Annotated in this window: 19 protein-coding genes; 3 read left to right on the top strand and 16 right to left on the bottom strand. The window is 45.8% G+C overall.

Annotated features, from left to right (window positions below):
- Positions 1–214: 214 nt before the first annotated feature.
- A complete protein-coding gene (locus tag FLM48_RS12350; protein WP_028774109.1) occupies positions 215–589 on the bottom strand; it encodes a diacylglycerol kinase in 375 nt (124 codons plus the stop codon).
- A gap of 128 nt (positions 590–717) precedes the next feature.
- On the opposite strand from FLM48_RS12350, the gene FLM48_RS12345 reads away from it, so the two are divergent.
- A complete protein-coding gene (locus tag FLM48_RS12345; protein ID WP_179024845.1) occupies positions 718–1617 on the top strand; it encodes a DNA ligase in 900 nt (299 codons plus the stop codon).
- A 93-nt stretch (positions 1618–1710) separates the two neighbouring features.
- Here the strand turns inward: FLM48_RS12345 and FLM48_RS12340 are convergent, their stop codons facing one another.
- The 7 genes from FLM48_RS12340 to FLM48_RS12310 form a co-directional block, all read right to left on the bottom strand.
- A complete protein-coding gene (locus tag FLM48_RS12340) occupies positions 1711–2106 on the bottom strand; it encodes a hypothetical protein (protein ID WP_179024844.1) in 396 nt (131 codons plus the stop codon).
- A 244-nt stretch (positions 2107–2350) separates the two neighbouring features.
- Positions 2351–4414 (bottom strand): S9 family peptidase, encoded by a 2064-nt coding sequence (locus tag FLM48_RS12335; protein ID WP_179026362.1) that lies wholly within the window; start codon positions 4412–4414, stop codon positions 2351–2353.
- Positions 4415–4659: 245 nt separating this feature from the next.
- Positions 4660–6000 carry a PAS domain-containing sensor histidine kinase gene (locus FLM48_RS12330; RefSeq protein ID WP_179024843.1) on the bottom strand — a complete coding sequence of 447 codons (1341 nt, stop codon included), beginning with the start codon at positions 5998–6000 and terminating at the stop codon, positions 4660–4662.
- Between the two features lies 1 nt (position 6001).
- Complete coding sequence (locus FLM48_RS12325; RefSeq protein WP_179024842.1) at positions 6002–7372, bottom strand: sigma-54 dependent transcriptional regulator; 1371 nt, start codon at positions 7370–7372, stop codon at positions 6002–6004.
- A gap of 129 nt (positions 7373–7501) precedes the next feature.
- The gene (locus FLM48_RS12320) at positions 7502–9991 is read right to left on the bottom strand and encodes an ABC transporter permease (protein ID WP_179024841.1); all 2490 of its coding nucleotides are present in this window, start codon (positions 9989–9991) and stop codon (positions 7502–7504) included.
- A 28-nt stretch (positions 9992–10019) separates the two neighbouring features.
- Positions 10020–10757: an ABC transporter ATP-binding protein gene (locus tag FLM48_RS12315; RefSeq protein ID WP_179024840.1), complete on the bottom strand. Its 738-nt coding sequence runs from the start codon at positions 10755–10757 to the stop codon at positions 10020–10022.
- Between the two features lie 9 nt (positions 10758–10766).
- The gene (locus FLM48_RS12310) at positions 10767–12023 is read right to left on the bottom strand and encodes an efflux RND transporter periplasmic adaptor subunit (protein ID WP_179024839.1); all 1257 of its coding nucleotides are present in this window, start codon (positions 12021–12023) and stop codon (positions 10767–10769) included.
- 428 nt (positions 12024–12451) lie between these two features.
- On the opposite strand from FLM48_RS12310, the gene FLM48_RS12305 reads away from it, so the two are divergent.
- Both FLM48_RS12305 and FLM48_RS12300 read left to right on the top strand, forming a co-directional pair.
- On the top strand, positions 12452–12913 hold the full coding sequence (locus FLM48_RS12305; protein WP_179024838.1) for a low molecular weight protein-tyrosine-phosphatase: 462 nt from the start codon (positions 12452–12454) through the stop codon (positions 12911–12913).
- Between the two features lie 26 nt (positions 12914–12939).
- On the top strand, positions 12940–13431 hold the full coding sequence (locus FLM48_RS12300) for an HAD family hydrolase (protein ID WP_179024837.1): 492 nt from the start codon (positions 12940–12942) through the stop codon (positions 13429–13431).
- 48 nt (positions 13432–13479) lie between these two features.
- Here the strand turns inward: FLM48_RS12300 and ylqF are convergent, their stop codons facing one another.
- From ylqF to hisD, 8 genes are all read right to left on the bottom strand, one after another.
- On the bottom strand, positions 13480–14418 hold the full coding sequence (gene ylqF, locus FLM48_RS12295) for a ribosome biogenesis GTPase YlqF (RefSeq protein WP_179024836.1): 939 nt from the start codon (positions 14416–14418) through the stop codon (positions 13480–13482).
- A gap of 131 nt (positions 14419–14549) precedes the next feature.
- Complete coding sequence (hisIE, locus tag FLM48_RS12290) at positions 14550–15167, bottom strand: bifunctional phosphoribosyl-AMP cyclohydrolase/phosphoribosyl-ATP diphosphatase HisIE (RefSeq protein ID WP_179026361.1); 618 nt, start codon at positions 15165–15167, stop codon at positions 14550–14552.
- Positions 15168–15195: 28 nt separating this feature from the next.
- Entirely contained in the window at positions 15196–15969 is a 774-nt protein-coding gene (hisF, locus tag FLM48_RS12285; RefSeq protein WP_179024835.1) for an imidazole glycerol phosphate synthase subunit HisF, read from the bottom strand.
- Positions 15951–16688: a 1-(5-phosphoribosyl)-5-[(5-phosphoribosylamino)methylideneamino]imidazole-4-carboxamide isomerase gene (hisA, locus tag FLM48_RS12280; RefSeq protein WP_179024834.1), complete on the bottom strand. Its 738-nt coding sequence runs from the start codon at positions 16686–16688 to the stop codon at positions 15951–15953. The genes hisF and hisA overlap by 19 nt, the downstream gene beginning before the upstream one ends.
- Positions 16685–17332: an imidazole glycerol phosphate synthase subunit HisH gene (hisH, locus tag FLM48_RS12275; protein WP_179024833.1), complete on the bottom strand. Its 648-nt coding sequence runs from the start codon at positions 17330–17332 to the stop codon at positions 16685–16687. Before hisH ends, hisA begins: the two co-directional genes overlap by 4 nt.
- Positions 17329–18396: a bifunctional histidinol-phosphatase/imidazoleglycerol-phosphate dehydratase HisB gene (hisB, locus tag FLM48_RS12270; protein ID WP_179024832.1), complete on the bottom strand. Its 1068-nt coding sequence runs from the start codon at positions 18394–18396 to the stop codon at positions 17329–17331. Before hisB ends, hisH begins: the two co-directional genes overlap by 4 nt.
- A 46-nt stretch (positions 18397–18442) precedes the next feature.
- A complete protein-coding gene (gene hisC, locus FLM48_RS12265) occupies positions 18443–19483 on the bottom strand; it encodes a histidinol-phosphate transaminase (RefSeq protein WP_179024831.1) in 1041 nt (346 codons plus the stop codon).
- A gap of 1 nt (position 19484) precedes the next feature.
- Positions 19485–20786 (bottom strand): histidinol dehydrogenase, encoded by a 1302-nt coding sequence (gene hisD / locus FLM48_RS12260; RefSeq protein ID WP_179026360.1) that lies wholly within the window; start codon positions 20784–20786, stop codon positions 19485–19487.
- Between the last annotated feature and the right edge of the window lie 14 nt (positions 20787–20800).

The raw sequence follows: 20800 nt of genomic DNA, 5'->3' as shown, positions 1-20800 counted from the left end.
AATAATTATTATTTTTATATAAGCTATTGATAAGTATTAGATAGGTCCATCTATCGAGTAACAATGATAACAGAGTATGTCCAAATGTGAATGATTTGTATCAAAAAATGTGAGGTTATTTTATACAAAATAATAAAAATGGCAGCGTTGTCACAGAGTGATGCAAAATTTTCTGCTGAATCACGGTGTATTGCTAGCGCTTAATAGGCGTTATTTACGAGGTTAGTAGCGGAATGATCACCATTAACCATGTTATTCCACATAGCATTAAACTAAGAAAAACTGCCGCTGATGCGACATCTTTTGCTTGGCCGCTTAATGGATGAATTTCATCACCAACTCGGTCAACAACAGCTTCGATAGCGGAGTTGAGTAACTCAACAATGAGCACCAAAAATACGCTGCCTATAAGCAAAATTCGTTCGCTGGTGTCAATATTGAGTAGCAGGGCAATAGGCAACATGATGGCGGCTAGCAGTACCTCTTGTCGAAAAGCGGCTTCACTGCTCCAGGCTTGTTTCAATCCTTGCACAGAAAACCCGGTTGCTCTAATGACACGCTTCAATCCATGATTATTTTTTGGCTTCATCCTGACTCTCTTTTTCAGCTATAGTTGCTTAACGGCAATGTACTGGCAACGGATAGCCAGCAGTGGATTGCACTGTAAGCGATTTTCTATCTATGTGCTAGTGCACTAAGCTCAAGGAGGAGCGAAATATGCGACAACTAATGACTGTTGCTAAAGTGGTGGCTCTTGGGGCTAGCTTGTCTATCCTGACAAGCCTAACGTCTAGTATTGCAGCCAAGCAACTGGCGGCACAATTTGATGCTGCCCAAGTCAGGGAGTTCACCGGTACGGTTGCTGATAGCATCGTGCTCAGTGAGTATTTGGTGAGCGAAAAATATGATGGCGTGCGTGCACACTGGGACGGTCAGTACTTAAGAACACGAGCCGGCCATATCATTCATGTCCCTATCGATATCAGTAAAACATTTCCATCAACATCATTTGAAGCTGAGTTGTGGTTGGGCTACGGCAAGTTTGAAGTGGCATCAGCTTTGGCTCGGCGCGACGTTAGTGACGTAGCGTTGTGGCAACAAGCCAAGCTACTCGTTTTTGATAGCCCAGCTGATGGCACTAATTTCACCGGGCGAGTAAAGTGGATGGAAAAACAACTCAGTATGCAATCCGCGTATATTCAGGTGGTAAAGCAGCAACAATTACATAACTGGCAGCAAGTTACTGACAAGTTCAATCAAGTGTTAAATGCGGGTGGTGAAGGCTTGATGTTACATCACTCCCGTGCAACCTACTGGCTTAACAACAAAACCGATTTAATCAAAATCAAACCCTTTTATGATACCGAGGCCCGAGTGGTTGGCCATAATATGGGCTATGGTGGGGACCCCTTGTTGCTCAAGTCATTGCAGTTAGCGTTACCATCAGGGGTGCAGTTCCGTTTAGCGACAGGCTTTAGTATCAAGCAACGCTCCAATCCGCCAGCAATAGGCGCGCGAGTGACGTTTAAATTCTATGGTTGGACAAACGGTGGTGTGCCAAGACATGCGAGCTTTTTAAGGGTTAGAGAACCGGCTAATAGCAAACGTTCTCACTGAAAAAGCCGCCTAGGGCTCAATAATACCAATAACGCTGCTTGGCAGACTTTACGGTTATCGCGCAGAGCTTAGCGCTTAGCCCACACACAATGACTAAATGGAAAACTGTTTGTCGTATCCGGCAATGGCCAGTACCACATCCGCCATCACTTTGGTGGCGTCACGATCTTTTGCTGCGACACAAGTTTGGATCATGTACTCGCCAACGTCCTTATCGTCAATTAGTTGGGTCATGGCTGCGAACCGGTTAATTAGCTTATTGCCTGTATCATTTCCGTAGGTGTGGTTGATTAACGCCTTGGCAGACTGGTTGACCTTCGAGCTAAGCTCGCTGGTATCTGGGACATCGCTGACCATTAACATCAGGAGAATATCGCAGTTAATGGTCAAGTTGTCGTCGATAGCTTGTGGGTTAGCAACGGCTAGGTTGCAATTAAGCAATAGACATAGCCCGGTAAACAGCGCCATAAACAGTTGACACTTTTTCATATCGCCGCCTTAAGTTGCTGTAGATTAATATGGTGCAAGTTTAGCGGCCATTGTTGCTACAGCCGAGTTAGTTTCTATAGGCTTTTTTAATAGGTGAGCACAGATTGAAGGCGAGGGAAAATGAAGCCGTAAGAGTTTAGCTGCTAAAAAGTGAAATGGCTAAATATGCTAGTAACTAGCAAGCATTTTATCAGCCATCTAATGATGAATTAATCGGTCATTAGATGGCTGACCATTGGTTTAGTTAGTCTTGATATTGCTCAAACCACCACAAAATATGGGCGACTTTAGACATCAAGTTACTCGGGCGTTTATAGATGCCATGGGGAGCGTCAGGGATCCTCACCATAGCGGTATCGATATTTCGTAGTTTGAGTGCCTGATAGAACTGTTCGGTTTCTGCCATTGGCGTGCGTAAATCGGCTTCACCTGTCAATAGCATTGTTGGTGTGCTGACATTGCCGACGTAACTAATAGGAGAAAGCTTCATATAGTGCTCAGTGTCTTCCCATGGCATTTTGTCAAACCAATTTTTTATCACAAATGGATAGATATCGGTGGTCAATGCAAAGCTAAACCAGTTAATCACCGGCTTGGCGACCACAGCGGCTTTAAATCTGTCGGTGTGACCGATAATCCAGGCTGTTAACACTCCACCGCCTGAGCCACCTGTAACGAACAGGGCTTGTTCATCAATGGCATCGCGGGCGATAACACCATCAACCACAGACATTAGGTCATCATAGTCTTGGCTTGGATAGTTGTTGTAGATAGTTTGTGCAAACTCTTTACCATAACTGTCACTGCCGCGAGGGTTGGCATAAACCACGACATAGCCGCTGGCAGCCATCAATTGTATTTCAGCAGCAAAGTGCGGGCCGTAGTTGGTGACGGGGCCGCCGTGAATTTCTAGAATGAGCGGAAATGTTTTGCCTGTCTTAATTGCTTCGTTGTAACCCGGAGGGTAGGCCACCCAAGCTTGGATATCACGGCCATCCGCCGATGATTTGACCGTGATCTCTTTTACTTCAGCCAGCTGTTTATGTGCCAACGCATCATGGTTTAGGTTGGTAAGTTGTTCAGCTTTACCTTTGCGAACAATACTAATGTCAGCCGGTCGCTGTGGGTCAGAATAGGTAAAGGCAATAGTGCCGTTGTCTGCAACGTCAAACTGCGCTGCGGTATACGGTCGGCCAAACGCTAAGCCGCCTAAATCTTTGGCAACTATTTTACGTTTACCTTTAAGCGGTTGGTAGGCGACAAATGCTTGTCCGTGGTCATGGTAACTAAAATAAACCCCTTTACCATTGTCAGCCCATTTTATTTGATTGACAGAGCGGTCTAAGTCGGCGGTCAATGAGCGTTTATCACTGCCATCTATGTTCATGATAAACACTTCAGCATTTTCATAATTTTTATAATTCTGCGGCGAACTCACATAGGCGATATGCTTGCCAGAACCCGATATGGCGGGGTTGTTGTCTCGACCATCACGCTCGGTAAGTTGTTGCTGGGCTAAAGTGGTGATATTGAGCTTATAAATATTGGAATCATTACGGGCTAAATCACTGTCTGGTCGTTTGTTGGCAACAAAAATCAGATGCTTACCATCTTTGCTCCAGGCTAACGGCCCAGAGTGATTGATAGCTTCATGGGTAAGCTGTCTAGCGGCGCCGCCATTAGCCGACATCACAAATATTTGGTTATAACCGGGATTGGTAAAGCCTGCACCGTCAAATCGATAATACATTTCATCAATATAGACAGCTGGTTTGGCCCATTTTGCTTGGCTAGGTTTGCCGGGTAGGTTGACCACTGATTTACGCTTACCTTCAACAAAACGCGTAAATGCCAACTGCTTACCGTCTGGCGACCAACTTAAATTACTTGGTGCATGACTAAAGTGAGTAAGCTGTGCTTGTGCATCAGCATTAAGCCATTTCATGTGGATCTGAGGACTACCGCTAGCGGTGGAAATATACGCCAACATATTGTTGTCAGGTGATAAAGTCGGTGCATAATCGACATGTTGACCGTTGGTCACAGGGGTGAGCTGTTTGTGTTTATTCACCTTCCAGATATTACTGAGTTTCTTATCAGTCATAATATCCATGTAGTTACGCATGAAGTACACTTCATCGCCATCGGCATTGATCTCAAGTCCCGATGCATACTCAAGACTAAATACATCTTCTAATTGCAATACTGACTGCTTTTCAACGACTGCATCAATAGTCGGTTCTTTAGCAAGTGCATTGGCAGCAAGAAGCGGCGATAATAGCAGAGCCAGATAGACGCCTTTATTCATCATGTTTCCTTTACATTGTTTTGTTTTTAGTGGCGAAGGGTAACTAACGCGCAAGTCGTCAATAACCAACAGGGCTTACCAAGCTAGCATACCCCATCAAAACCTCAATATAGTGGAACATTGATTTACAATTTTGTGCATAGTAAACAGCTGCCTATCCGTGAGAATAAGTTTGAATGGCCGTGGTCGCTGTCAAGTGAAAGTCAGTCCGGTAGCGGGCACTTAGGGCTTAACTAAAACGCCTGTTAGGATTGGTTAGTTGGAAAATAGATGTTGGCTTGAGCGCCGATACCATTGTCATTGTTACGTATATCTAAATCGCCACCATTGTTGACCACCAACTGCCTACTTAAGACCAATCCGATGCCGGTGCCCTTTTCTTTGGTGGTATAAAAAGGCACAAAAATATTGTCCATATTGCTAATTCCGCAGCCGCTGTCGATAACTTGAATCTCAATAGCACTGCTGTGTCGATGCAGACAAATGATCACTTTGCCGTCGGGGAGGGAGGCCATAGACTCGCGCGCATTTTTAATTAAATTGACCAACACTTGTTTTAGCTGCACCTCATCGGCATAAATATCGATGGGGCCATTGGCGGTTCTAAGCTGGATGTTGTCGAATAAAGGTGTGATTGACTGCACTAACTTTTCTAAATTAAACAGCGTTTTTTCTGGTGGTGGCACCTTGGCGAGTTGTTGGTAACTTTGGATAAACTCATTGAGAGAGTTAGCCCTTTCTTGTATGACACCGAGACCATTTTGCAGATCGCTATTAAGCTCAGAGGGTAAGTTGGCACAATTAGCTTCGGTAAAGCGCGTTAAAGTTGCACTAATAGAAGCAATAGGTGCCAAGGAGTTATTAATTTCATGACTGAGCACTCTAAGCAGCCGCTGCCAAGCTAACCTTTCTTCTTCGCGTAATAGGTTTTGTATATCAGTAATGAATATGAGTTGCTGTTTTATACCGTTTTCAAAGTACTCATCTCGGTGCAAATAAATCTTCTTTTTATGCTCTTTGAGGTCAAACTCTAAGACTTGTTTATTGTGTTCCGGTGTCGTGGCAGGTATGCCCAACTCCCTGATCGGCCAGCCTTTCATTCGTTCAACACGACGATTAAACAGTTTTTCTGCGGCAGGGTTCATTAAGGTCACATTGTCGCGACTGTCTGTGGCGATAATCGCCACATCGATCTGATTGATCACTTTATTGAGCAAGATGTGCTTTTCTTTGGTTATTAGGCTTTGTTGGGCAAAGGTGTTGGCTAATGTATTGATGAGCTGACTTAACTCGTTGATTACGCCACATGATGAAGACTCTTTTGCGCGCATAGAGTAGTCTTCACATGTTAAGGCTTCTACAACACTAGTTAAGGTTCTAACTTTATTAACAACGATTTTCTTTAAATAAAATGCGAAATAAAACAGCCAGATGAAACTGATACTAGCGGCATAAAGCACTGAATTGTCATCTAAGTGCACTAGCTGTACGCTGGATGTGATAAGTAAAATGGGGACTAATCCAGCAGCAAGGGTTATTAATAAAAGCCGATTTTCAAAAGAGCCAAGCTCACGCATTGATTTCATATTAGCCCAAATTGTATTTTTCAAGACGTCGATAATAGGCGCTGCGGCTTAAGCCTAAGGACGCGGCGGTCTCAATGGCATTATGATCGTTGAGACTGAGCCGCCTGTTGATAATGTGCTTTTCAATAGATGCTAGACATTGGCTGTCAAAATCAAACTCAGCGGCGGCGCTTTCAGTCACTGCTAAACCTAAATCTTGTACCCTTATTACATTGCTGGGGCTTAAGAATATGGCTCTTTCAATCATATGGCTAAGCTCTCGAATATTCCCAGGCCAGCTATAGGCCTTCATGGCGCTACAGGCTAAGTCGTCGATTCTTTTAAGGGCAACCCCATATTTTTTTGACGACTTTTTCAGGAAGTATCTCGCCAGCGGCATGATGTCGTCGATGCGTGCTCTTAAAGGTGGTATGGCTATTTCTGCAGTGTTGAGTCGGTACAACAAGTCTTGCCTAAATTGCCCTTGAGTGATCAGTTCACTGAGCGAAGCATTGGTGGCCGAAATAAGGCGAACGTCGGCTTGAATTGTTTTAGAACTGCCCACTTTTTCAAATTGTTGGTCTTCTAAAACTCGGAGTAATTTTCTTTGTTGTGAAAGTGGTACATTGCCAATTTCATCTAAAAACAGGGTGCCAGATTGGGCGAGTTCGAAGCGGCCGATACGGCTATCTTGGGCGTCAGTAAAGGCACCTTTTACATGGCCAAACATTTCGCTTTCAAATAGATTTTCAGGGATAGCCCCCATATTGACCGCAACAAAGGGGTGCTTGCTGCGGTTAGAGCATTGATGCAAGTGGTCAGCTAGCATACTTTTGCCGGTACCATTTTCACCGGTAAATAGAATGTTCATTTCACTGCGGGCAAAAAGCTCAATTTGCGCCAGTACTTTTTGCATCGCGCCTGATTCTGCAATCAGCCCGTCACTGGTTACAGACAATTGTTTTCTTAAGAGCGTGTTTTGTTGTGTCAGTTTCTGTGTTTGTTTTACGCTAGTGCCAAGCCGTATTTGCGACTGTAACACACTGAGTAAACGGTCATTATCCCATGGCTTTTGAATAAAATCTCCAGCACCGAGCTTCATGGCTTCCACTGCGATATTGACACAGCTAAAGCCTGTCATGACCACAACGGGCACAAGTTCATCAATGGAGCGAATGGCACGAATAAGGGCTAACCCTTCGGCTCCGGACGTGGTGTCTTGGTGGTAATTTAGATCGATTAAAGCCAAAGAGTAATCTTTTTGCTTTAATGCGCTAAGCAGTTCGGCAGGTGAAGTGACGGTTGTTATGTCATAGTTTTCAGACTTTAAAAGTAAATTTAACGCAGTCAGAACATTGATATCGTCATCAGCGATAATGATTGAATGTTTCATTTAGTCCTATACAGCTCCCTTGAATAGCAACCAATTTAATCGATGTAGTTCCAGTGATTTTTACCACGAGTATGTAAAAATCACCGGGAAACTTATCGATTGAGTTAAATACAGCATCGATCTGAGGCGTTAGTCTTGATGTAAAGCAACACTGGGCTCAAGCCTTACCGCTTTTTGAGTTGGGATAAAAGTCGCCAACAGTACCATGATTGCAATCAAGAGTGGCACCCCAATTAACCCTATGATTACACTTACATTATCTAATATCATTGCATCTGTCATTAAGTTTACTATCCAAAGGGATAAACCCACCCCCATACTGAGCCCAACTGAAAGCTGAATTAATGCCTTGCCCATAAATAAATTAATCACTTTTGAATCTGTGGCACCTAGTGCTTTTCTCACGCCAATCTCTTGTGTTCTCTGGGTGACGGAGTTTGCAGCAACGGCGTAAATACCGCTAGCAGCCAGCGCCAAGGCGACGATACCGCAAAACAGAAATATCTTACTTACCGCAGATACCAACAACATAGGTTGTTGAATTAGGTTTTGATAGCTTTGTATATGGTAGGCACCGACGTTAATGTCTACCGCATTGATGGTGTCGAGCAAAGTTTTTCTAGCTTGGTGCTCAGTGCCTAGGTAGTGCACCGCGATGTTCATTTGGGTTCTACCATCCCGGTCGATTGGCCGATACATCGTATAGCGCGCACTTGAAGTCTGCATGGTAGAGCCGTGAAAGGTGTCCGATACCACACCGATAATAGTTTGCCATTCACGATGACCTGTTGACCATACTCGTCTGATCTGACTGCCAATAGCATTGCCATCTGCAAAGTAATCTTTGGCGATGGAGGCATTAATAATCACATTACCCATATCAGTTTCCGTGTCTCTATGGTCAAAATTGCGGCCTTCAATCAAAGTCATGCCCACTGCACGCCAGGCATCTCGGGTGACACTTTCAGTGTTGGCTTTGGGGTTTTCATTGTAGACATCAGCAGCACGTCCTTGAATTTCGAAGTAACTGCTGCCTTCACCCGTACCAGGTAAACTACTCATAAAAGATACGGCCTCGATATGAGGTTGAGCTTCGAGTTGATCTTTCAGTTGGTAATAAAAATCTGTGCGCTTTTTCCGGTCTTCAACAACCGTTTCGCTGCGTTCAGGGTAACTCTCTAAGGGCAGCTCTAATCTAGCGGTTAATCGACCTTGCGTCTCCACGCCATAATCGGCCATCCCCGCTGAGTAGCTGCTAAATAGCAAAATCGTGGCAATGACGAGTACCACACAAGATAGCAATATTTCAGAAACCACCAGTGCGTTGCTGGCTCTGGCAGCACTTCTTCCCAGCGCACCACGGGTGCCATCTCTTAGTACGGCATTAAAATCACCACTTAGCGCGCGCCAAGCGGGAATGAGTCCGGTAACTAAAATCATCACGACCACAGTGAGGATAAGTACCCATAGGCCGTCACTACCGAGTGTCAGGTGCCACCAAAAAGGTTTGGCATTGTTGACCGCAAACATCGTTGATAGGTAATCATTACTGATACTTAATCCCCAATGGGTAAATACCACTGCGAGTAATGAGCCAAGCGTGCAAATGAATACACTCTCCCACAACATTTGTAGCACTAGTCGTTTTCTTGGTACGCCTAGCGCCACGCGTATGGCGATCTCTTTAAAGCGTTCATTGACTCGACTGAGCAACAAATTGCCGATATTGATACAGGCGAGGATCAGGATTAGCAACACCACCATCAACATAGACATAAACACATTATAATATTGGGTGATATCAGTATTGGCTTGCTTAAAGGGCAGTGCTCGCATATAGCGACCATCGCTGGTTGCGCGCCAAGCCATATTTTGTGGCAGATTAGCGACAATTCTCTGGTTTAGCGTAATGAGTTCGTTGTTAAACTGCTTGAGATTAGCCTTGGGTTTTAATCTTGCATAAGCAAACATTTGTGTGCGGACTCTGTCGGTCGGCTGAATATTCATCTGCGGCTGAGGAAGCCAGACTTGTGAGCTGCTAGGAAAAGCAAACCCTGCCGGCATAACACCGACTACTCTGGTGGGCAGGGAATCAACTCTGATCATACTGCCCACTATGTTTTCATTGGCCGAAAAGTAGTCTTGCCAAACTGTTTGGCTTAATACCACCACGGGCTCAGCACCTTCAAAGTGGTCCTCAGGCCTAAAACCACGGCCTAATATTGGTTGGACGCCAGCAAATTCAAAAATGTTCCACTCGGTTAATGTGGCATTGTATTTCTTAGTGCTACTGCTTTGCTCAATGTCACCAATTAAGGTCGTGCCTTCTTGGTAAATGCCGAGACTGTCTATGTACTGTGATTCGTTCCTGAGCTGATAGAGATCAAGTGGGTCTATACCGGTCCGGTAGCCATGGTTTTCATTGAAGGCGGCTTCTATCGAAATGATTTGTTGCTCACCATTAAGGTAAAGCGGCTTAAATACCAAGTTGGTCAATAACGAATAGCAATAGAGGGTCAAGCTAAGGCCCACAGCAACAATCAGTATGGAATTGACGGTAAATATTGGCTTTTTCATCAGCAAGCGTATCGCGTACTTAATATCGATCCCTAAAGACATAAATCTTCCTTAATTATTTTTATTGTCACTAAATTGCGATTGCAGAGAAGTCGCCACTGTTTTGTTGATGCTTTTTGGTTAGCTGATCAGCAACAATTTTGCCGTCGTACACTTCTATCACGCGCTCAGCACGATCCGCCGAACGAGGATCATGGGTGACCATGCATATCGTTGCACCTTCTTCGTGAAGCTGGTCGAGCATCGTCATCACTGCATGGGCATTCTTGGAGTCCAAGTTTCCTGTCGGCTCATCGGCTAAGATTAGCGAGGGTTTACCGGCAATTGCTCTTGCAACGGCAACCCGCTGTTGTTGCCCTCCCGATAGCTGGGAAGGGAAGTGGTTAGCTCTATGTGCCATATCGACTTTCTCTAGTGATTCGCGCACCATCTTGGCTATTTCTTGTTTACTGATATCGCCGCGATAAGTTAACGGCAGTTCGACATTCTCAGCTACGGTTAAATCGCTGATTAGATTAAATGACTGAAAAATAAACCCTATCTCTTTATTGCGTATCTGAGCCCGTTCATCTCTGCTTAAGTCTGATGCGTCGTGACTGGCCAGCAGGTAAGTGCCGGCAGAGGAGTTATCAAGTAAGCCCAAGAGTGACAACAATGTTGATTTACCGCAGCCAGACGGACCGGTGATTGACACGTATTCGCCTTTATCGATTCTTAAGTTGATGTTGCTGAGCGCTTGAGTTTCAATTTCATCAGTGACAAATGTTTTATTAATGTTTGTCAGCTCTACTAACCGTTGATTGTTCATAATATCTTCCTAATTGATTTTGATTTGATTATGTTGATTCCACGAAGAAGCATCCGAAACGATGATGCTTTCACCCAATTTGAGCCCCGATTGAACCTGAATATAGCGACTCGACATCCGCCCAAACTTGATACTTCTTTTGTAGGCATAATCTCCTTCTTCATTGATTAAATAGATGTCACTCTGGCTGTAGCCTTTAATAAACATCGGACGCTGCACGTATAGTGTGTCACTAATACGGTCAATTTCTACGACTCCCTCAACGGTGAGATCTGGCCTTACCTCAATGGGAAGTTCTCCTTCTAAGGCGACATCAATTTGAACAGAGCTGTTGATCACCGCAGGGTCAATTCTTTGCACTGTGCCACTGATTAAACTGTTGCGTGTATCTATGGTGACGCGTTGGCCCACCACCACCTCTTTGACTTTTTTTTCAGGTATTCGCAGCTCTGCAAGGTACTTATCATCACGGGCAAGCTTGGCTAAATTGGTGCCGGCATTCACTTGCTGTCCTAGTTCCATTGGCATTTCTTGCACAATACTGTCCATGCTGGCTGTGACATTTAGCGCATCCACTTGGGTTTTCACTCGGTGTAAGATGCGTTTCATTCTGTTTATGCGCGCTTGATAGGCGAGACGTTGAGCGACTAGATTTTCCTTTCTCTTGTTGAGTCTTTGAGTCTCAAGTTGCCAACGTTTTTTGAATTGGTCGACATCAATTTTAATTTCTTCATGAGCAATTTTTGAAACAGCAATAATGCCTTGCTCGAGCAACTGGTTGTGGGCATTTAAGGTGAGTAAAGCCCGCTCATAATTGAGTTTTTCATTCACAACCGCTGCTTGTTGGTCCAGTAATTCAGACTCCATAGCGACTTGTAGCGCTTGAGTTTCTGCTTCTAACTCCTCTAGCTCCCATTTGGTTTCTTCCAGTTGTTGCTCTAGTAGGGGATTGCTAAGTACTAGTAAAAGGTCGCCTGTTTTTACCCGTGCGCCAGCTTTAATTAGAATTTGTTCAACCCGCCCTTCAACATGGGTGGCAATCCAGCGAATATCTTTGGGGACTAATAGGCCTGTACCTCGCACAGTAACCAGCATTTCGCCTCTTTGGACTTGGTCTGTCAGTAGCGTGTCTCTGCTTACCACATGCGATGCTTCGCTACGGGTAAGCAGTAATCCACAGATAAGCGCAGTGGTAGCGATGCCGCCTATAAGCCAGCGCGTGCGCTGCGTAGTCGATCCCTTTTTTGTTGCACGAGTAATGTCCATAGTTATCTCTTAGCTTTAACTTACCTAATCGTTTAGTAGTTAGCAGTTTATGTGCCAACAATTAAAGCTGTTTTTATTCAGTATGTTACCTGTTCTTCAAATATAGTCTTAGCTTGAATATCTCGATTCTGGGACGGATTATCGCAATCAAAATCCCAGTTTTGGGACGGCCATAGGTCATAGGTAGTGGGTTATAGGCAGTCACTGTCGTTTGTTGATCTTGTGCTGTAATAACGAGACGGATTAACAGTGTGAACTTTATTTAAAGTTGTGATAGCTTTCTTTGAGTAACGCCTTGTAGTTACTACATGATCTTTAGGCGTTTGTGGTTAATAGAAGCATCATTGTGAATGCTGAACATCGACGATGTAGGTTGCGATTACTATTCACTTTTTCGTTCACTAAACCTTAATTAGGATATTGATATCATGGAAGTCTCATCAGTTTTATTCGTCTGTATGGGCAATATTTGTCGTTCACCTACTGCAGAAGCTGTAATGCGAGCAAAGGCGGCGGAGCGGGGTTTGGATATTGTGATTGATTCGGCAGGCACTATCGCGCATCACCAAGGTGAAGCGCCGGACCCTCGCTCTATGCAGGCTGGCAAAAAGCGCGGCTTGAGTTTTGACGGTATGCAAGCGCGTCAAGTGGTACCCGATGATTTTGAGCGATTTGATTTGATTCTTGCTGCTGATAGACAAAACTTGCAAGACCTACAACGCCGTTGCCCTAGTGCACTACAGCATAAATTAGCCTTGATCTTGTCGTTCTCTGATAGTGATTACACTGAGGTGCCCGATCCCTATTATGGGGCGGGTGATGGCTTTGAGTTAGTGCTGGATTTGCTTGAAGAGAGCTGTGATAAGTTGCTTGATAGAATCGCCAAATGATATGACTTGATGGGAACAGGGATTTGATGAAACCGGTGATATTATTTGATTGGGGCGATACCTTGATGGTTGATGATCCCCAGGCTGTTGGCAAAATGTGTGATTGGCCAAGGGTTGAGGCGGTAAATTGTGCCCATCAAACTTTGCAAACTTTGTCGCGCACCCATCGAATTTTGGTGGCAACCAATGCCCAAGACTCTGCAGTGGACGAGATTGCTGCGGCATTTAAGCGGGTAAATTTGGATACTTATATTGATGGTTATTTCTGTTATCAGAATTTAGGTATTGGCAAAGGTAGTCGCGTGTTTTTTGATAGGATTCTTGCGCAGCTGAATATGCCAGCCAATCAGGTTTCTATGGTCGGAGATAATCTCGATAACGATATTTTACCTGCCGTGGAGGCGGGGCTAAACACTTATTGGCTCAATACTGATGATCATCGAGTATGCCCGGCATCAACTGCGAGGGTACATTGTTTGTCAGCACTGATAACGATTGTCGCGCCCAGCACCGAGTAATAAATTTGCCAGTAAAACTATTACTGGCAAATCTAGTCATTCATAGCGTTACTTATGGCGTTTACCGGCGCGTTTTAGTGCTTCTTTCTCTTTACGTGCTTTCTGTTTGGCTTCTTTTTCTTCGATGAGTTTTGCGACTTCGACTTTCTCAACTTCTGCCATAGCAGGTGTTTCAAGCGACAGTAAGCCCATTTTTCCTGAGCGGAATTCATGCAGCACTAACTCTGATGCTTTGTGCAGATCGATACGGCCACCTGGGCGCATAGCACCACGTTTACGACCGATTGCCTCAAGTAGTTCAATGTCAGTATCGGGCAAGCTGTCGAGTTGATAGCGCTCAGCTATTGCTTGTGGGTACGCTGCTAAAAAATACTCAGCGGCAAACATGGCCACATCTTCATAGTCCATGGCGGTATCTTTAATTGCACCGGTTATGGCTAGGCGATAGCTGCTTTTCTCGTTGTCCACTTTAGGCCACAAAATGCCGGGTGTATCGGATAACACAATGCCGTTTCTGAGGTTAATGCGCTGCTGGGTTTTCGTCACAGCAGGCTCGTTGCCGGTTTTTGCGATAGTGCGGCCGGCTAGGGTGTTGATTATGGTGGACTTACCGACGTTAGGGATCCCCATGATCATGGTGCGAATATCTTTTTCAATTTTGTCGCGACTTGGGACAAACTTACGGCATAAATCGGGAATTTTCTTCACTTGGCCAGCTTGTAAAGTGGTGATGGCCATGGCTTTAACGCCTTGTTCTTGCTCTAGGTATTCAATCCATTGCTGGGTGACTAGCGGATCTGCTAAATCTGACTTATTGAGCAATTTGATACAGGGCTTGTCGCCACGTAGTGAAGATACCATGGGGTTTTCACTGCTATAGGGAATACGCGCATCGAGCACCTCAATCACCAGATCGACTTGAGGCATGACCTCTGCGATCTCTTTTTGCGCTTTGTGCATGTGTCCCGGATACCATTGAATTGCCATGATGTTTTACCTGTTATTTCATAATGGCTGCGATTTTAACGTGAATTGCAGCAAAAGCATAAAAAAAAGCGCCATTGGGCGCTTTTGATTGGGTAGTTGCACAAATGCTAACCAGTAGATTAGCCTGCAAGTTACTGCTTAGCTTGATGTCGCTGCAATAGATTGGCGTGAATATCTGCCAATGACAGTTGCTGGTCTTCTAGTAGCACTAGCAAGTGATAAATTAGATCCGATGCTTCATCGATTAGCTCTGGCTTGTCATGGGTAGCCGCGGCCAGTGCGGTTTCTAAGCCTTCTTCTCCCACTTTTTGGGCGATGCGCTTGGTGCCGCGATCAAACAGATGGGCGGTATAACTCGACTTAGGATCTTGGCCCTTGCGCGAGGCAATGAGATGGGCGAGATTATCGATAAATGGATGTGCTTCTCCATCGGGCCAGCAACTTTCACGTTCTAGGTGACAAGTTGGCCCATTGGGGAGCACTTGCACCAATAGGCTGTCATTGTCACAATCTGCATCGATAGCGACCAATTTTAGCGTGTTGCCTGAGGTTTCCCCTTTGGTCCACAAACGTTGTTTACTGCGACTGTAAAAGGTCACGGTTTGGGTATCAAGGGTTTTAGCCAATGCGGCTTTGTCCATATAGCCAAGCATTAATACCTTACCGCTGAGGTGGTTTTGAACAACAGCAGGTAATAAACCCTCTTGCTTATCCCAGTCGAGTTGTTCAAATTGCGCCATTGTTTTCATTTTATTCACTGTCATTAGCCTTAAAATATTAGGTTCGCACCGCGACACCGCGGGTGGTCAGGTATTGTTTTAGCTCATTGATGTCGATAATGCCTTTGTGAAATACACTTGCGGCAAGGGCCGCGTCGACATTGGCTTCAAGAAACACATCTGCAAAGTGGGCCATGGTGCCAGCACCACCAGAGGCAATCAGCGGCACATCGGCAATAGCGCGAACCATAGAAAGTTGCTTAAGATCGTAACCTTGACGCACCCCGTCTTGGTTCATGACATTCAGCACAATTTCACCGCAACCACGCTTTTGCACTTCCTCAACCCAGTCTTGGGTATACCACTGAGTATCTTTGGTGGCGGCTTCATCACCGGTGAATTGCTTCACTTTATAGCTGTCACTGTCGGCATCATAATAGGAGTCGATTCCAATCACGATACATTGACGGCCAAATTCGTCTTGTAAGCGGTCAATCAAGCTAGGATCTGATAGCGCAGGGGAGTTAACTGAGATTTTATCGGCACCAAAGGCGAGTTTTTCCCGTGCTTGCGCTAGCGTTTTAATGCCGCCTGCCACGCAAAAGGGGATATCAATTTTCTCAGCAACGCGGCTCACCCAGCTCTTATCAACCACACGATCATGAGCGCTGGCAGTGATATCGTAAAAAACTAACTCGTCTGCACCTTCAACAGCGTAGCGTTCAGCTAATGGAACAATATCACCAACAATTTCATGGTTACGAAACTGTACGCCCTTAACAACCTTGCCTTCACGGACATCAAGACAGGGAACTATGCGTTTGGCCAGCATGTCATCGCCTCCGCTACCGTGAAGTTTTCGATAAGCAATGCCTTACCGACGATAATGCCATTGGCGCCACTGTCACGCACCGCTGCAACATCTTCAAGGCTTGCAATCCCGCCCGACGCCTGCCACTGAATATCAGGGTAGTTTGAGGCAATCTCCTGATAAAGTTGGGTATTACTGCCTTTTAAAGTACCGTCACGACTAATATCCGTTACTAAAGCATGCTTAAGACCATAGGGCTTAAATGCTTCAACAAGCGACTCTAACGTTTTACCGCCGCCAGATTGCCAGCCCGATACCGCTACGATTTTTTCACCTTGGTCATTAATATTGACATCCAAAGCTAAGCAGATGGCATCGCTGCCATATTTCTTAAACCAAGACTGCACTAAAGCGGTTTCTTTAACCGCTAACGAGCCAATGACTACCCGTTTCACACCTATTTCTAATAGCTCGGCGACCTGTTGTTCGCTGCGAATACCACCACCAACTTGAATATTAGCCTCTAGGCCATTGACCAATTCGCCAATCAATTTAATTTGGCGTTTGGCGGGATCTTTCGCGCCGGTAAGGTCAACAATGTGCAACCATGTTGCCCCTTGGTTTTCGTAACTTTGTAGCTGTGCAAGTGGGCTATATTCGAAAGTGGTCTGTTGGTTATAGTCACCTTGATAGAGGCGAACCACCTGGCCGTCAATCAGATCTATTGCTGGAATAATCATGCTTGCGCCTCCGTTAATGGCGCTTGAGTGACGCCCATTTTTAAAAAGTTAGTCAAAATCTGTGCGCCGACTTGGGCACTTTTTTCAGGATGGAATTGCACGCCCATAAAGTTGTCTTTAGCAATGGCGGCGCTAAAGGTTTCGCCATATTCACAGCTGGCAATGGTGTGTGCGCCTAATGGCGCACGGTAGCTATGGACAAAATACACGTAGCTGCCGGGCTCAATGCCAGTAAACAATGGGTGGTTGCTTGGCATGATTTGATTCCATCCCATGTGCGGCAACGGCAATTGCTGACTATCGAGCTGTTCAATTTGGGTGTCAATCAAGCCAAGGCATTGGCAGTCTTGCACCGCATTGCCGCGCTCTTGGGATTGCTTAGTGAGCATCTGCATGCCTAAGCAAACCCCAAGCACAGGCTGGGTCAATTGACTTAATGTGGCGACAAGTTGTTTGCTATTGAGTGCTGCCATAGCAGCTTTGGCTGTTCCCACCCCAGGCAGCACCACCCTTGTGGCACTGGCTATTGTTTGTAGATCGTCAGTCACCACTACGCTGGCACCGAGACGTTCAAACGCATAGCGCACTGAGTTTAAGTTGGCGCAGCCGGTGTCGACAATAACGGTTATATCAGCTTGGCTCATAACACACCTTTACTTGATGGTAATGCATCACCCTCAATGGTGACGGCTTGGCGTAAAGTTCGACCCATGACCTTGAACAAACTCTCTACTTTGTGGTGGTCGTTGTCACCTTGGGTTGATAAGTGCAAGGTACAGCGCAAGCCATCGGCGAGTGAGCGGAAAAAGTGCGGCACCATCTCTGTTGCCATTTCACCGACCATTTCGCGAGAGAAATCCGCGTCGAACTTGATGAAAGGGCGACCAGATAGGTCCAGTAGGCAATGAGCACTTGCTTCATCCATCGGGATTGAGAAGCCAAAACGTGCAATGCCTCGTTTGTCACCTAAAGCTTGGCGAATAGCATCACCGATAGCTAGGGCAGTATCTTCAACACTGTGGTGATCGTCTATTTCTAAATCACCATCAACAGTGACATCCATTTTGAAATTTCCGTGGGTGGCAATTTGGTCTAGCATGTGATCAAAAAAGCCAATCCCGGTATTAATGACACTCTTGTTGCTGCTATCTAGGTCTACATTGACCCGAATATCCGTCTCTTTGGTGGTTCTGATGACACTGGCTTGGCGATTACTGCTTAGTAGCTTGTCGCAAATCTGCATCCAGTCGAGTTCAGTTCGGCTGTATTGTAATCCTTGAACCCCCATGGCATCCGCTAGGCCTAAATCGGTTTCGCGATCGCCAATGACTGCAGATTGAGTGAAATCAACCAAGCCTTCAGTAAGGTAGCGTTTGACTAACCCCAGTTTAGGTTTACGACAGCTACAGTTCTCGTCATCAAAATGGGGGCAGATGAGCACTTCATCAAATTGAATACCTTGGCTGTTAAGGATCTGCATCATCATGTTCTGTGGTGCGTCAAAATCATCCTTTGGGAACGAAGGAGTCCCTAAACCATCTTGATTACTCACCATCACTAAACGGTAACCTGCAGCTTGTAATTTCAGTAGCGCCGGTACCACGTTAGGTTCAAATACCAGTTTAGCTAGGCTATCAACCTGCTTGTCGATAGCGGGCTCTTCAATGATGGTGCCGTCGCGATCTATAAATAGGATTTTCTGTTTCATCTGTTCTACCTTCAATTTTGTTATTAATTTTGCTGCGCTGGCGTGATCACTGAAATAACTGGATTAATGTTTGGGTTTGCTGCTCATCACTAAAGCTAAAACGGATCCAATTGGTGAGTCTGGCATCGTTATAGGTTCGCGCTACCACACCTGCGGTGATTAATTGCTGTTTTACCGCGGCGATATTGGCAAACTTTGCGAGTACGAAATTGCCGTTTGCCGGTAATACTTCAGCGCCATAATTACGCAGTGCCTGAGCCAATGCTTCTCCGTTGCCTTTAAGTTGACTGACCTGAGTTTGCATTTGGTCAATGCCTTGGCGGCTTAGGGCTGCCGTTGCTAAATCGGCTACGGGCTTGGGAACCGGGTAGGGGGCGATGACGCGCATTACAAGGTCAACAATATCAATATTGGCCAGCATAAACCCACAACGGGCGCCCGCTAAAGCAAACGCTTTCGATAAGGTACGTAACACCACCACGTTATCGTATTGGTTGACCAGCGATGCGGCGCTGTATTGTGGGCAAAATTCAATATAGGCTTCATCGACAATCACTATCGCATTAGGCAATTGTTTAACGACTGACTCAATGGTTTCAAGTGCTATTACCGTCCCTGTTGGGTTATTTGGATTGCAGATGAACACGAGCTTGGCGTCAGCCACTTGGCTGTCAATATTGGCCGGTAATTGATAGTTGTCATCTAATGCCAAGGCATTTACGCCCACATTATAGGTTTGCGCGCTAATGGCGTACATGCCATAGGTCGGGCCAAAACACGCGATACTATCTTGTCCGGGTATGCAAAACGTGCGGATCAGCAGTTCAATGGCTTCATCAGCACCGCGACTAGTCACAATAGACTGGCTATCAACGCCGCTGTAATCGCTGTAAGCCTGAATCAACTGTGGCGGTTGACACTCAGGGTAACGGTTTAGCTGTGCGACGTCGCTATTGTTGAAAGGCGATTCATTGGCATTGATCCAAATCTCGCCTTCACCACCGATGCGCCGAGCTGACTGATATGGAGTTAGGTTCAAAAGCTCTGGCCGCGCCAGTTTAGCAGCCAATGAGGTTACAGCTGTCATATTAACCTTCCTTCTCTGACATGGCTTCTAGGCGAACCGCGATGGCATTTTTGTGAGCATCAAGTTGTTCAGCATTGGCCAATGTCATGACACTTTGGCTCAACGTCATCAACCCTTGCGGCGTTAGCTCTTGCACGGTATAGCGGCGACTAAAATCAGCTAGTGACAAGCTAGATACCGCACGGCTGTATCCATAGGTGGGTAATACGTGATTGGTACCACTGGCATAGTCACCCACAGATTCAGGCGTATAGGCCCCTAAAAATACTGAACCGGCAGCTCGAACCTGACTGAGCAGTGCGCGTGGATTTTGGGTCTGAATAATTAAATGTTCTGGCCCGTAACGATTAGAGACAGATACCGCTTGTTCGATATTATCGACAATAATTGTACGGCTAGCACTGAGTGCATCGCGGGCGATATCTTGTCGTGGCAAGGCAGTTAATTGTATTGCCAGTTCGGCGTCAACAGCGTCAGCAAGGCCTTGGCTGTCGGTGACTAATATCACTTGAGAATCACTACCGTGTTCAGCTTGAGATAGTAGATCGGCGGCAACAAAACGTGCATTGGCCTGACCATCGGCGATAACGAGTACCTCAGATGGGCCAGCCGGCATATCGATACTCACCACGCAGCGACTGTCCTGCGAGACGATGCGCTTAGCTTCGGTCACGTAGCGGTTACCAGGGCCAAAAATTTTGTCTACGCTAGGTACGGTTTGTGTCCCGAGTGCTAAGGCGGCAATAGCTTGCGCTCCACCAACCTGATAGATTTCGCTTATACCACAGGCATTGGCCGCATAGATGATGGCATCGTTTATCGGCGGCGGGCTGACTAACACCCGTTGCTGACAACCAGCTATTTTAGCCGGCAGTGCCAACATGAGCACAGTTGAGATTAGTGGCGCAGTGCCTCCAGGAATATACAAACCGACTTTTTCAATCGCCTCACTTCTTAGCTCACAGCGCACACCGCTTTGGGTTTGCACATCGATTGCTTGAAAGGCTTGGGCATTGTGAAAGGCTTCAATGTTAGCCATGGCCTGGGCAATAGACTGCTTTATTTCAATACTGACTCGATCGCAGGCTTCATTAATGGCCGTCGCCGATAGGGCAATATCCTGCAGCTCAACCCCATCAAACTGACTTGAAAAAGCACGCAGTGCGCTATCACCTTGCTCAGCCACAGCATTGATAATGTTTTGCACATTGGCTTCTAATCCACTGTCACCAATAAGCGGTGAACGTGACAAGGCTTGAGCTTGTTGTGCATCAGTGAGTGATGACCAATTTAATTGATTGATAGTTGTATCAGCCA

The sequence above is a fragment of the Shewanella sp. Scap07 genome, from assembly GCF_013394145.1.
Classification (GTDB): domain Bacteria; phylum Pseudomonadota; class Gammaproteobacteria; order Enterobacterales; family Shewanellaceae; genus Shewanella; species Shewanella waksmanii.
This window is presented reverse-complemented; position numbering and strand designations above follow the sequence as displayed.

Excerpts from the sequence above, each read along its gene's own strand:
- hisF (WP_179024835.1), bottom strand. The coding sequence starts at position 15,969 with ATGCTGGCCAAACGCATAGTTCCCTGTCTTGATGTCCGTGAAGGCAAG.
- hisC (WP_179024831.1), bottom strand. The coding sequence starts at position 19,483 with ATGACAGCTGTAACCTCATTGGCTGCTAAACTGGCGCGGCCAGAGCTT.
- hisB (WP_179024832.1), bottom strand. The coding sequence starts at position 18,396 with ATGAAACAGAAAATCCTATTTATAGATCGCGACGGCACCATCATTGAA.
- FLM48_RS12350 (WP_028774109.1), bottom strand. The coding sequence starts at position 589 with ATGAAGCCAAAAAATAATCATGGATTGAAGCGTGTCATTAGAGCAACC.
- FLM48_RS12345 (WP_179024845.1), top strand. The coding sequence starts at position 718 with ATGCGACAACTAATGACTGTTGCTAAAGTGGTGGCTCTTGGGGCTAGC.
- hisA (WP_179024834.1), bottom strand. The coding sequence starts at position 16,688 with ATGATTATTCCAGCAATAGATCTGATTGACGGCCAGGTGGTTCGCCTC.
- FLM48_RS12320 (WP_179024841.1), bottom strand. The coding sequence starts at position 9,991 with ATGTCTTTAGGGATCGATATTAAGTACGCGATACGCTTGCTGATGAAA.
- FLM48_RS12315 (WP_179024840.1), bottom strand. The coding sequence starts at position 10,757 with ATGAACAATCAACGGTTAGTAGAGCTGACAAACATTAATAAAACATTT.
- FLM48_RS12330 (WP_179024843.1), bottom strand. The coding sequence starts at position 6,000 with ATGAAATCAATGCGTGAGCTTGGCTCTTTTGAAAATCGGCTTTTATTA.
- FLM48_RS12325 (WP_179024842.1), bottom strand. The coding sequence starts at position 7,372 with ATGAAACATTCAATCATTATCGCTGATGACGATATCAATGTTCTGACT.
- FLM48_RS12310 (WP_179024839.1), bottom strand. The coding sequence starts at position 12,023 with ATGGACATTACTCGTGCAACAAAAAAGGGATCGACTACGCAGCGCACG.
- FLM48_RS12305 (WP_179024838.1), top strand. The coding sequence starts at position 12,452 with ATGGAAGTCTCATCAGTTTTATTCGTCTGTATGGGCAATATTTGTCGT.
- FLM48_RS12300 (WP_179024837.1), top strand. The coding sequence starts at position 12,940 with ATGAAACCGGTGATATTATTTGATTGGGGCGATACCTTGATGGTTGAT.
- hisH (WP_179024833.1), bottom strand. The coding sequence starts at position 17,332 with ATGAGCCAAGCTGATATAACCGTTATTGTCGACACCGGCTGCGCCAAC.
- ylqF (WP_179024836.1), bottom strand. The coding sequence starts at position 14,418 with ATGGCAATTCAATGGTATCCGGGACACATGCACAAAGCGCAAAAAGAG.
- FLM48_RS12340 (WP_179024844.1), bottom strand. The coding sequence starts at position 2,106 with ATGAAAAAGTGTCAACTGTTTATGGCGCTGTTTACCGGGCTATGTCTA.
- FLM48_RS12335 (WP_179026362.1), bottom strand. The coding sequence starts at position 4,414 with ATGAATAAAGGCGTCTATCTGGCTCTGCTATTATCGCCGCTTCTTGCT.
- hisIE (WP_179026361.1), bottom strand. The coding sequence starts at position 15,167 with ATGAAAACAATGGCGCAATTTGAACAACTCGACTGGGATAAGCAAGAG.